General features: G+C 64.3%; 10 protein-coding genes. 8 read left to right on the top strand and 2 right to left on the bottom strand.

Features of this window, described 5'->3' with window-relative positions; all coding sequences use genetic code 11:
* The first annotated feature begins 114 nt into the window (after positions 1 to 114).
* The 4 genes from BLU17_RS24685 to dsbD all read left to right on the top strand — a co-directional run bounded on the left by BLU17_RS24685 (position 115) and on the right by dsbD (position 4,134).
* Positions 115 to 1,092 carry a DNA-directed RNA polymerase subunit alpha gene (locus BLU17_RS24685; protein ID WP_027819335.1) on the top strand — a complete coding sequence of 326 codons (978 nt, stop codon included), beginning with the start codon at positions 115 to 117 and terminating at the stop codon, positions 1,090 to 1,092.
* Between the two features lie 126 nt (positions 1,093 to 1,218).
* Positions 1,219 to 1,611, top strand: coding sequence for a 50S ribosomal protein L17 (gene rplQ / locus BLU17_RS24680; protein WP_027797304.1), 393 nt, complete (start codon positions 1,219 to 1,221; stop codon positions 1,609 to 1,611).
* Positions 1,612 to 1,859: 248 nt separating this feature from the next.
* Positions 1,860 to 2,171, top strand: coding sequence for a divalent-cation tolerance protein CutA (cutA, locus tag BLU17_RS24675; protein ID WP_176929190.1), 312 nt, complete (start codon positions 1,860 to 1,862; stop codon positions 2,169 to 2,171).
* Complete coding sequence (gene dsbD / locus BLU17_RS24670; protein ID WP_092002731.1) at positions 2,164 to 4,134, top strand: protein-disulfide reductase DsbD; 1,971 nt, start codon at positions 2,164 to 2,166, stop codon at positions 4,132 to 4,134. Before cutA ends, dsbD begins: the two co-directional genes overlap by 8 nt.
* 94 nt (positions 4,135 to 4,228) lie before the next feature.
* Here the strand turns inward: dsbD and hemB are convergent, their stop codons facing one another.
* Both hemB and yihA read right to left on the bottom strand, forming a co-directional pair.
* A complete protein-coding gene (gene hemB / locus BLU17_RS24665; RefSeq protein WP_092002727.1) occupies positions 4,229 to 5,227 on the bottom strand; it encodes a porphobilinogen synthase in 999 nt (332 codons plus the stop codon).
* A gap of 421 nt (positions 5,228 to 5,648) precedes the next feature.
* Complete coding sequence (yihA, locus tag BLU17_RS24660) at positions 5,649 to 6,299, bottom strand: ribosome biogenesis GTP-binding protein YihA/YsxC (protein WP_092002724.1); 651 nt, start codon at positions 6,297 to 6,299, stop codon at positions 5,649 to 5,651.
* A gap of 237 nt (positions 6,300 to 6,536) precedes the next feature.
* Between yihA and BLU17_RS24655 the strand changes: the two genes are divergently transcribed.
* The 4 genes from BLU17_RS24655 (at position 6,537) to msrP (ending at position 12,139) form a co-directional block, all read left to right on the top strand.
* Positions 6,537 to 7,211: a c-type cytochrome gene (locus BLU17_RS24655; protein ID WP_092002721.1), complete on the top strand. Its 675-nt coding sequence runs from the start codon at positions 6,537 to 6,539 to the stop codon at positions 7,209 to 7,211.
* A gap of 172 nt (positions 7,212 to 7,383) precedes the next feature.
* Positions 7,384 to 9,618: a cytochrome c biogenesis protein ResB gene (locus tag BLU17_RS24650; protein WP_092002718.1), complete on the top strand. Its 2,235-nt coding sequence runs from the start codon at positions 7,384 to 7,386 to the stop codon at positions 9,616 to 9,618.
* Between the two features lie 68 nt (positions 9,619 to 9,686).
* Positions 9,687 to 10,931, top strand: a complete 1,245-nt coding sequence (gene ccsB, locus BLU17_RS24645) for a c-type cytochrome biogenesis protein CcsB (protein WP_092002715.1) — start codon at positions 9,687 to 9,689, stop codon at positions 10,929 to 10,931.
* A gap of 206 nt (positions 10,932 to 11,137) precedes the next feature.
* Positions 11,138 to 12,139: a protein-methionine-sulfoxide reductase catalytic subunit MsrP gene (gene msrP, locus BLU17_RS24640; RefSeq protein ID WP_092002802.1), complete on the top strand. Its 1,002-nt coding sequence runs from the start codon at positions 11,138 to 11,140 to the stop codon at positions 12,137 to 12,139.
* The last annotated feature ends 9 nt before the right edge of the window (positions 12,140 to 12,148 follow it).

Here is a 12,148-nt window from a genome sequence, read left to right as displayed (position 1 = left end):
GGCCGGGGTAACCTCTGTGCTTCGCGCAGGAGGCGGCCTCGGCCGTTTTTTTCAGGTTGTTGCCATCTCAGCCTTATCGGTGTAACGAGCCGAGGGTATTGAAAAGGAAAACCTATGCAAACCAGTTTGTTGAAACCCAAGATCATCGCTGTGGAATCGCTCGGCGACAACCACGCGAAAGTGGTCATGGAGCCGTTCGAACGCGGTTATGGCCACACCTTGGGTAACGCGCTTCGGCGCGTGCTGCTGTCGTCGATGGTGGGCTACGCGCCGACCGAAGTGACGATCGCAGGCGTCGTGCACGAATACTCGACGCTCGATGGTGTGCAAGAGGATGTGGTCAACCTGCTGTTGAACCTGAAGGGTGTGGTGTTCAAGCTGCATAACCGTGACGAAGTGACGGTTACGCTGCGCAAGGAAGGCGAAGGCGTCGTCACCGCCGGCGACATCGAGCTTTCGCACGACTGCGAAGTCATCAACCCGGAACACGTCGTTGCGCATCTGACGAAGGGCGGCAAGCTCGACGTGCAGATCAAGATCGAAAAGGGCCGCGGCTACGTGCCGGGCAACGTGCGCCGCTACGGCGACGAGTCGGCCAAGATCATCGGCCGCATCGTGCTGGACGCGTCGTTCTCGCCGGTTCGCCGCGTGAGCTACGCCGTGGAAAGCGCGCGCGTCGAGCAGCGTACCGACCTCGACAAGCTCGTGATGAACATCGAGACCAACGGCGTGATCTCGCCGGAGGAAGCGATCCGCCAGTCGGCGCGCATCCTCGTGGATCAGCTGTCGGTGTTCGCTGCGCTGGAAGGCACGGAAACGGCGGCGGAAGCCCCGTCGCGCGCGCCGCAGATCGACCCGATCCTGCTGCGTCCGGTGGACGATCTCGAACTCACGGTTCGCTCGGCGAACTGTCTGAAGGCCGAGAACATCTACTACATCGGCGACCTGATCCAGCGCACCGAGAACGAGCTGCTCAAGACCCCGAACCTCGGTCGCAAGTCGCTCAACGAGATCAAGGAAGTGCTCGCTTCGCGCGGTCTCACGCTCGGCATGAAGCTCGAAAACTGGCCGCCGGCCGGTCTCGACAAGTAAGTCTGTGGCACGGACGCGGATTTTCCTTTAGAATCCGCGTCTTGCCTTTTTCACGTACCGGCCCGTGCCTCGCTGTAAAGGGGCGATAGAAGAGCTGGACCAAAACTTTGTTTCAAGGAAACTGAAATGCGTCACCGTCATGGTCTGCGGAAACTGAACCGCACGAGCAGCCACCGTCTGGCAATGCTCCGTAACATGTCCAACTCGCTGATCGAGCACGAAGTCATCAAGACCACGCTGCCGAAGGCGAAGGAACTCCGCAAGGTCGTCGAGCCCCTCATCACGCTCGGCAAGAAGCCGTCGCTGGCAAACCGCCGTCTGGCGTTCAACCGCCTGCGCGATCGTGACTCGGTCACGAAGCTGTTCGACGTGCTCGGTCCGCGTTTCGCGAACCGTCCGGGCGGCTACCTGCGCATCCTGAAGTTCGGTTTCCGCGTCGGCGACAACGCGCCGATGGCGCTGGTCGAACTGCTCGACCGCCCGGAAGTGGCCGAAGAGAACGTCCAGGAAGCGGAATAAGCTTCCAGTCGCTCGAGCTTGCATCGGGTGGCATGCAAAAAAAGCCAGGCTTAGCCTGGCTTTTTTGTTTTCGGTGCGGATTAAAGGGCGGCGCGGCCTGTTTATCTTTGTAGCGGCTCTTTGTCGTCATGGCGCGGGAGGGAAGCCAATCGGCGCCGATGGTACGATAACGTTCTGCCTCGAAGCCCGCGCCCGCTGTTGCGCGCGGGCGCCACGCCGGAGTCGTCGTGACCCTCAATGTGACCTTGATGCTGACTACGGTGCCCGACGGGGACACCGCCGAAACGCTTGCTTCCGCAGCGCTCGCGCAGCGTCTCGCCGCGTGCGTGTCGCGCCTTGGCGCCGTGCACTCGCAGTATCACTGGCAGGGCAGGATCGAGTCGGGCGAAGAGATCCAGTTGCTTTTCAAGACGAGCGTTGCCCGAGCGGCCGAGCTCGAACAGTTCATCCAGACCCAGCATCCCTACGAAACGCCCGAGATTCTCTCCTGGCAAGTGACGGCGTCGAACGCTTATGGGCAATGGGTCAATGCCGAGACCCGGCGCACCATTCATGTTTAACCGCTTTGTTCGGCGTTCCCGCGCCGCGCCGCACGCCTCGCTGTCCGGCTTTTTCCTGCTCGTCTGCTGCCTGCTGCCGATGTTGTTCGGCGCGTCTCTCGCGCGTGCCGCAGACGATGATTTCCTGCCGCCCGATCAGGCGTTCACATTCAGCGCGAGTGAAGCGCCAGGCATGGTCGACGTGCACTTCAAGATCGCGGACGGCTACTACATGTACCGCGAGCGCTTCGCCTTTGCGGCGCGCAATGGCACGGCGCAGCTCGGCGTTGCCCAGATCCCGCCCGGCCATGTGAAGTTCGATCCGACGTTTCAGAAGAACGTCGAAACCTATCGCGGCGAGGTGACGATCCGGGTGCCGGTACAAAAGGCGATCGGCCCGTTCGATCTCGCCGTGACGTCGCAGGGCTGTGCCGACGCGGGCATCTGTTATCCGCCTGCCGAGCACGTCTACCATGTGACCGGTGCCGCTTTGCAGGCCGCGACGGCAGGCCAAAGCGCGGCGCCGGATGCGGCTCGTCCGGCATCGCCCGCACCCGTGCCGCAAACAAACGCCGCGGCCGTCACCGCCGGCACCGAACCTTGGTACGAACGCGCCACAAGTGCCGACTACGCGCAATCGCTGCTGCAAGGCGGCGGGTTCTTCGCTGTGATCGGCCTGTACTTCGTCGCGGGCATGGTGCTGAGCCTCTTGCCCTGCTCGTATCCGATGATCCCGATCCTCTCGGCGATCATCGTCGGCGAAGGCGCGCGCGTGACCCGCGCGCGCGCCTTCGCGCTTTCGTTCGTCTACGTGCTCGGCATGGCGCTCGTCTACACCGTCCTTGGCATTGCCGCTGCGCTGGTCGGCCAGAGTCTCGGTGCCTGGCTGCAGAATCCATGGGTGCTCGGCGTGTTCGCCGTGCTCCTTGCTACGTTCGCCGTCATGCTGATCGCGGGCTATGACATCGCACTGCCGCAGCGCTGGCAGGACGGCGCCTCGCGCGCCACGCAGGGCCGCTCGGGCGGCAAATTCGCCGCAGTCGCGGTGATGGGCGCGCTCTCCGCGCTCGTGGTGGGCGCCTGCATGACCGCGCCGCTTTTCGCGGTGCTCGCGTTCATCGCCCATACCGGCAACGCCGTGCTCGGCGGCGCAGCGCTCTTCGCGATGGGCCTCGGACTTGGCGTCCCGCTGATGATCCTCGGCCTCGGCGCGGGCTCGCTGCTGCCGCGCGCGGGCGCATGGATGGACGGCGTAAAGGTATTCTTCGGCGTCGTGCTGCTGGCCGCCGCGCTGTGGATCGTCTGGCCGGTGCTCGGCGCGGCTGCGCAGATGCTGTTCGCCGCGCTCTGGCTGCTGCTCGCAGCCGCCGCGCTCGGGCTTTTCACGCCGAATGCGGGCGCGTCCAACGTCTGGCGGCGCCTCGGGCGCGGCGTGGGTGCCGCGTTCGCGATCTGGGCCGCGACGCTCATCGTCGGTCTCGCGGCGGGGTCGACCGATCCGCTGCGTCCGCTCGCGGTGCTCGCGACGCGCGCGGGCGGTGCGAGCGACGCCGCCGTTGCCGGTACAAAGCCCCCCGGCGCCGGCGCCGGCGAAGCGAATGCGCTCGCATTTGCGCCGGTGCGCTCGCCTGCGCAGCTCGACGTGGCGCTCAAAACCGCAGGCAAGCCGTCGATGCTCGACTTCTACGCCGACTGGTGCGTGAGCTGCAAGGAGATGGAGAAGTTCACGTTCAGCGATCCGCGCGTACAGGCGCGCCTCGCGCAGCTTGGCCTGTTGCGTGCCGACGTGACCGCCAACAACACCAACGATCAGGCGCTGCTCAAGCGCTTCGGTTTGTTCGGACCGCCGGGCATCATCTTCTTCGATACGCAGGGTCGTGAAGTGTTGCGCGTGGTCGGCTACGAGAACGCCGACCGCTTTCTCGCGAGGCTTGATCGCGTGACCGCTCCGGCGGCGCAACCGTCGGCCTCGCCGTCAACTTGATCGCCGGTATCGTGCGTAAGCGGATTTACGCGGACTCTGGAAGCAAAAAGGCACGTCCGCGGACGTGCCTTTTTTCATGCGATGCGCGCCGCGCTTACTTCTGGGCGCGCAGCAAACGCGCTGCGTCGAGCGCGAAATACGTGAGGATGCCGTCGGCGCCCGCGCGCTTGAACGCGAGCAGCGACTCCATCATCACCTTGTCGTGGTCGAGCCAGCCGTTTTGCGCGGCGGCCTTGAGCATGGCGTACTCGCCGCTCACCTGGTACACATAGGTCGGGAAGCGGAATTCGTCCTTCACGCGACGCACGATGTCGAGGTACGGCATGCCGGGCTTGACCATCACCATGTCGGCGCCTTCCTCGATGTCGAGGCGCACTTCGCGCAGCGCTTCGTCGGAGTTGGACGGGTCCATCTGATAGGTCATCTTGTTGCTCTTGCCCAGATTCGACGCCGAGCCCACGGCGTCGCGGAACGGGCCGTAGAACGCCGAAGCATATTTGGCCGAGTAGGCCATGATGCGCACGTGGATGTGGTTTTCGCTCTCCAGCATCTCGCGGATCGCGCCGATACGGCCATCCATCATGTCCGACGGCGCGACGATATCGACGCCCGCTTCGGCCTGCACGCGCGCCTGCGCGACGAGGATCTCGATGGTCTCGTCGTTGATGACGTAGCCATTTTCGTCGAGCACGCCGTCCTGGCCGTGGCTCGTGTACGGGTCGAGCGCGACGTCGCAAAGCACGCCGAGATCGGGGAAGCGCTTCTTCAACTCGCGCACGGCACGCGGAATCACGCCGTCGGGATTCGTGGCCTCGATGCCATCGGGCGTCTTGAGGGCGGGATCGACGACGGGGAAGAGCGAAAGCACCGGAATGCCGAGTTCGACGCACTGCTCGGCGACGCCCATCAGCAGATCGATCGACACGCGTTCGACGCCGGGCATCGACGGCACGGCTTCGCGCACGTTGTTGCCAGCAATGACGAATACGGGGTAGATCAGGTCGTTCGTGGTGAGGAGGTTTTCGCGCATCAGACGGCGCGAGAAATCGTCACGTCGCATGCGGCGCGGACGATGATGCGGGTAGAAGCTCATGTCGGCGGATATCTTGAACGGGAGGGGGCCCGGAGCGCAGGAAACTTTTCGGGACAATGGTATATCATACCGATCGAGCGAGGCGCCTGTCGCCGAGCTCCCCGCTTCTCCTCCCTGAGCGGGTGCCTGTCGTTTTTCGATAAGGCTGTTTAACCCGCCGGCAACTACGGCGGGTTTTTTTCTGGATGCGGGGAAGGACCGCGGCGCCTGCGAGCCGAACGGAAAAGCGCGTTGGCGGTCTGGGGCAGGGGGTCGTATGTGCGCTGATGCCCGCTGTTACCCGCTGTTACCTATACGCGGCGAAACTCGGTCGGCATTGCGAAAAGATCTGACGAAAGCACGCGAAATGCCTGATGGCACGGGCTCCGAGCTGGCTGCGGGCCTGCGGAGCCTATGAGCAACGACCCGCCTATGTGGCGTCTTATTCCGCCGCTTCGCTCGCGGCCTCTTGCGGCACGATCCAGCTCTCGATCACGGCGTGCGCCTCGTCCAGCCCCACGCGCTTGAGCGCCGAAAAGAGCTGGGCGCTTAGCTTTCCTTCATAGCCTTGCTTGCGGTATTCGTCGAACGCCTTGTTTGCCGTGCGCAGCGCGACCACGCTTTCTTGACGCGTCAATTTGTCGCACTTCGTCAGGAGGGCGTGAATGGGTTTGCCCGTCGGCGCAAACCATTCGACCATGCGGCGGTCGAGTTCGGTGAGCGGGCGGCGCGCGTCCATCATCAGTACGAGACCCGAAAGTTGCGCGCGCGTTTGCAGATAGAGCGAGAGCAACTGCTCCCAATGCGCCTTCGCGGCTTCCGGCACTTCGGCATAGCCGTAACCGGGCAAGTCGACGAGATAGCCGGCCGGTTCGTCGGCGGGACCGACTGCGAAGTAGTTGATGTGCTGCGTGCGGCCAGGTGTCTTCGAGGCGAACGCGAGACGTTTCTGATTGCACAGCAAATTGATGGCGGTGGACTTGCCGGCGTTCGACCGACCGGCGAATGCCACCTCGGGCCGCGCCGTGGCGGGCAGATCGCGCAGGTGGTTGACCGTCGTGAAGAAGCGGGCTTGGTGCAGCAGGAAGGCCATCGGATAGGACCACAATATGAAACAACGCGGCGGGTGGCCCGCCGGACCCGAAAGCGCTCGGGGTGGAATCTGGGATATCGGGGGCAGGCCTGACTGGCGCGGTGCCGCCTTGCGCGCTATTGTACAATGCGACGGTTTACTGAATACCGGTGAGGCCGGCGCGGGCCTTACGGCGTAGATCGGTCGCTGTCGTCCATTGCAGAACCTGATTCCCACAAGACGAAACAAGGTGCGCGAATGAATCGACTGGGCAAGTCCTTGAAGGTGTTCGAGAGTGCGATAGCGTCAGGTCTTACAGCAGGTTTATTCGTGATGGCGGTGCAGGCGCAAGCGGCGGATCAGGGAACGCCCGCCAAACCGGACGTCGCCCGGGGGCAAGCCATCGCCGCGCAGGTGTGCGCGGCCTGTCACGCGGCGGACGGCAACAGCACCGGCGGCGCCTATCCGAAACTCGCCGGCCAGCACGCCGACTATCTCGTCAAGCAACTCAAGGATTTCAAGCCGCAGCCCGGCGGCAAGCCCGCCGCGCGCGCCAATCCCATCATGGCGGGTTTCGCGGCCGCCCTCTCTGACCAGGATATGATCAACGTCGCCGCCTGGTTCGCCTCGCAGACCCCCAAGCCCGGCTACGCGCGCGATGCGAAGACCGTGCCGTTCGGCCAGTCGATCTGGCGCGGCGGCATCGCCGAAAGGGGCGTGCCGGCCTGCGCGGCGTGCCACGGACCCACGGGGCAGGGCATTCCGATCCAGTATCCGCGCCTGTCTGGCCAGTGGTCGGAATATATCGTGGCACAGCTCAATGCTTTCCAGCAGGGCACGCGCAACAATAACGATCCGATGCGGGCCATCGCGCACCGGCTCTCCGACGACGAGATCAAGGCCGTCGCCGATTACGCCGCCGGCCTGCACTGAGCGGAGCGGCTCGCCGCGCGGTTGTCCGCCGCAGCTGTCTGTCGCAGTTGGCTGCGTTTGGCGGACTGGCCGAAGAACAAGAAAAAGGGTGAGGGCGTCGTCATGCTGGCGGCGCGCCTGCACCCTTTTTTGCTGTAGCGCCGACCAGCAAGAAGCGAAAAGCGGAGTTTGAATGAGCGTCACCACGCAGGGTTTGCAGTTGAATGTCCGCCGGAAGGCGGTGAGGAGCGCCGTCGAACTGCTCAGTTCGATGCGCTTCGCGATTGCGCTGCTCGTCGTGCTCGCCATTGCGAGCATCATCGGCACGGTGCTCACGCAGGACGACCCGTACCCGAACTACGTCAACCAGTTCGGCCCCTTCTGGGCCGACATCTTCCGCTCACTGAGCCTCTACACGGTTTACAGCGCGTGGTGGTTCATGACGATCCTCGGCTTTCTCGTCGTGTCGATCTCGCTGTGCGTGATCCGCAACGCGCCGAAGATGCTCGCGGACGTGAAAAGCTGGAAAGACAAGGTGCGCGAAGGCAGCCTGCGCGCGTTCCATCACAAGGGCGAATTCGCGGTCGAGGGCGGCACGCGCGGGCAAACGGCGGCCACGCTCGGCAAGCTGGTGGGGCGCATGGGCTACCGGTTCGTGACGCGCGAAACGGAGGCCGCCACGCTCATCGCGGCCAAGCGCGGCGCGCTCACGAAGATCGGCTACATCTTCGCGCACCTCGCGATCGTGATCATCTGCATCGGCGGGTTGCTCGACAGCAACCTGCCGATCAAGTTCCAGATGTGGCTCTTCGACAAGACGCCCATCCGCAGCAATGCCGTCATCAACGACATTGCGCCCGAGCACCGGCTTTCGACCTCGAACCCGACGTTCCGCGGCTACGCCTGGGTGCCGGAGGGCCAGTACGTTTCCACGGCCATCCTCAACCAGCCCGACGGTTCGCTGATCCAGGACCTGCCGTTCTCGATCCAGCTCAACAAGTTCATCGTCGATTACTACTCGACGGGCATGCCCAAGCTCTTCGCGAGCGACATCGTCGTGATCGATCACAAGACGGGCCAGCGCATTCCGGCGCGCATCGAAGTGAACGAGCCATTCGAGTACGACGGCGTGTCGATTTACCAGTCGAGTTTCCAGGACGGCGGCTCGCAGATGTCGATGACCGCGTGGCCCATGTCGGGCGGGAGCGCGAAGAGCTTCCCGTTCGGCGGGACGATCGGCAATTCGGCGCCCCTCGCCGTGCCCGCCGGCCAGACGGTGCCGGGCGTGGACGGGCAAACTATCGAATTCGCGGACTTCCGCGCGATCAACGTCGAGAACATCTCGAACGGCAGCGGCGCGAACGACGCGCGCGGCGTCGCGCATCAGTCGCTCAAGGAGGCGTTCGATGAACGCCTCGGTTCCGGCGCGAAGAGCTCGAAGCCGCTCGACCTGCATAACGTCGGGCCCTCGGTGCAGTACAAGGTGCGCGACAAGAACGGCCAGGCGCGCGAGTACAACAACTACATGCTGCCCGTGGACGTGGGCGGCGGCGATCGCATGTTTCTCGCGGGCATGCGCGAGAATCCCGACGATCCGTTCCGCTACCTGCGCATTCCCGCCGACAGCGCGGGCACGCCTAAGGAGTGGATGAGGCTGCGAGCCGCGTTCGAGGACCCCGCGCTGCGCGCCCAGGCGGCGAAGCGTTTCGCGGCACGCTCCGTCCCCGCTTCGAACCGCGAGTTGCAGCAGCATCTCGAGGACAGCGCCGAACGCGTGCTGACGCTTTTCTCGGGCGCCGATGCGCAGCAAGGGGGGGCCGCAGGCCTGGCTGGCGGCGCGGCCGGTGGCTTCCAGGCCGTGGCGGCGTTCATCGACAAGTCGGTGCCGAAGGACCAGCAGGAGAAGGCCGCGGGTCTCCTGCTGCGCATGCTGGAGGGTGCGACATGGGATCTGTGGCAACTCGCCCGCGAGCAGGCCGGCGAGCCCGATCTGAAACCCGATGCCGACGCCGCGCGCTTCGTACAGGACTCGATCAACGCGATATCCGACAGCTTCCTGTACGGATCTCCCGTCTATCTACAGCTTGATTCATTCAGGCAGGTGCAAGCTTCGGTATTTCAGCTGACGCGCGCGCCGGGCAAGAAAGTCGTGTATCTTGGCAGCCTGTTGCTCGTGCTCGGCATCTTTTCGATGTTTTATGTGCGTGAGCGGCGCTTGTGGTTCTGGCTGAAGGACCGGGCGGGTCCCGATGGCGAGGGCCACGGCGTCGACGTCATCATGGCGATGTCGACCGCCCGCCGTACCCTTGACTTCGAGAAGGAGTTCGCCCGTACGCGCGACGCAGTGGGCCGCGCGCTGGGCGCGGCGCCGCAGACTGGCGCAACGGTTGAAACAGGCGCGGGCGGCGGTACGGACCGTGCGCCTTGATCCACGCGCGATCGGCGCCCGTTTTATGCGCGTGCTTGCAGCCACTCACGATCAACACCGGTAAGCCCATGGACTTGTCTCAGGTTTCCTCCTCCGCGAAGGCCCGCCGCGCCGAGCGCACGGCCGGGGCGAACGCAGCCGTCGCGCGCGACGCCTCGGGCGCCCACGACCCCCGTGCCGACGCCCTGTTCGACGAACGCCCCTTCCTGCTGCGCCTCACGGCGCTCGACTGGCTGTTCGCGCTGGCGCTCGTGGCAGGCGCGGGTTTCGCGCTCTCGCGCTATCACGCGCACATGAATTACTACGACAAGCTCGTGCTGGGCGGCACGACGCCGGCGCTCGTCGTGCTCGGCTGGCGCTGGAAGCCCGCGCGTTTGCTGATGGCCTGCATTGCCGTGCTTTCGGTCGGCGCGATCCAGATCTATCAAGGCGACCTCGCGCGCGCCGATCAGGCGTTCTTCCTCCGGTATTTCCTTTCCAGCCAGTCGGCCATCCTGTGGATGAGCGCGCTTTTCGTGCTCGCCACGCTGTTCTACTGGATCGGTCTGCTTTCGCGTTCGCCTTCGGGCGGCGCAATTGGCACGAAGCTCACATGGGCGGCGGTGCTCATGGGCTTCGTCGGCCTGATGGTGCGCTGGTACGAGTCCTACCTGATCGGTGCGGACGTCGGCCATATTCCCATCTCGAATCTTTACGAAGTGTTCGTGCTGTTCAGCCTCATCACGGCGCTCTTCTATCTGTATTACGAAAGGCACTACGACACGCGCGCGCTCGGCGCATTCGTGCTGCTCGTGATCAGCGCGGCCGTGGGATTTCTGATGTGGTACTCGATCTCGCGCGACGCGCAGCAGATCCAGCCGCTCGTGCCCGCACTGCAAAGCTGGTGGATGAAGATCCACGTGCCCGCGAATTTCATCGGCTACGGCAGTTTCGCGCTTTCGGCGATGGTGGGCGTGGCCTACATCATGAAGGAGCGCGGCGTGCTGGCGGACCGCCTGCCCACGCTCGACGTGCTCGACGACGTCATGTACAAGTCGATCGCCGTCGGCTTCGCGTTCTTCACCATCGCGACGATTCTTGGCGCGCTCTGGGCCGCGCAGGCGTGGGGCGGCTACTGGAGCTGGGACCCGAAGGAAACCTGGGCGCTGATCGTCTGGCTCAACTACGCGGCCTGGCTGCACATGCGTCTCATGAAGGGTCTGCGCGGCGGCGTGGCGGCATGGTGGGCCCTCACGGGCCTGCTTGTCACGACCTTCGCGTTCCTCGGCGTGAACATGTTCCTTTCGGGCCTGCACAGCTACGGCAAGCTGTAACCGCCACTGCCCGCACGACGAACTAACCGTCGGATGCCTCGTGCTCCGGCGGTTTTTTTTCGTCCGACGGGAAGCTTTGCGCTCAATGCGCGTTTGCCGGCTTGAGGCCATCCACTCGATCCTTGCCGGGCATCGTACGGCGGGGCCGGATCGAGCACCTTCAACGCATTGGCGGCACGCCGCGTACGACGCAGGAGAGCAGCAACATGTGGATCAAGCGGAGCAGCAGAATCTTGCTCAACGGCGACGACATCCCCGCGAGCGAAATCGCGCCGCAAAAGGTGTTCGAGCAGCGCCGGCGCATTTTGCAGGCGGCAGGCGCGCTCGCGCTCGGCGGCCTTGCGGGGCCGTTCGGCGCTTCGCGGGCATTCGCTGAATACGCGCCCGGCGACCCGAAGGCGCAGAAGCTCGCCGCGCAAACGAACGCGAAATTCGTCGCGCTGGACAAGGTCACGCCCTACAAGGACATCACGACCTATAACAACTTCTACGAGTTCGGCACCGACAAGGGCGATCCTGCCGAGAACGCGCACACGCTGCGTCCGCGTCCGTGGAAGCTGAGCGTCGAGGGCGAGGTGAAGAACGCGAAGGTCTACGATATCGACGAGATCCTCAAGCTCGCGCCGCTCGAAGAGCGCGTGTACCGGCATCGATGTGTGGAAGGCTGGTCGATCGTGGTTCCGTGGATCGGCATTTCGCTCTCCGAACTGATCCGCCGCGCGCAGCCCACGGGCAACGCACGCTACGTGCAGTTCATCACGCTCGCCGACCCTTCCCAGATGCCGGGCCTCGCCGAGCCGATTCTCGACTGGCCGTACTCCGAAGGCCTGCGCATGGACGAAGCGATGAATCCGCTCACGCTGCTCACGGTGGGCCTGTACGGTGAGGTGTTGCCGAACCAGAACGGCGCGCCCGTGCGCGTGATCGTGCCGTGGAAATACGGCTTCAAGAGCGCGAAGTCGCTCGTGAAGATCCGCTTCGTGTCGAATCAGCCGCCCACGAGCTGGAACAAGTACGCGCCGAACGAGTATGGCTTCTATTCGAACGTGAATCCGAATGTCGACCACCCGCGCTGGAGCCAGGCCACCGAGCGGCGCATCGGCGAGGACGGCTTCTTCCAGCCCAAGCGCAAGACGCTCATGTTCAACGGCTACGGCGACCTCGTGGCGTCGATGTATCAGGGTATGGATCTGCGCAAGAACTTTTGAGTCACGAGC

The sequence above is a fragment of the Paraburkholderia lycopersici genome, assembly GCF_900096975.1.
GTDB classification, from domain to species: domain Bacteria; phylum Pseudomonadota; class Gammaproteobacteria; order Burkholderiales; family Burkholderiaceae; genus Paraburkholderia; species Paraburkholderia lycopersici.
The sequence above is the reverse complement of the archived record's forward strand: the minus strand, read 5'-3'. Positions and strand labels throughout refer to the sequence as shown.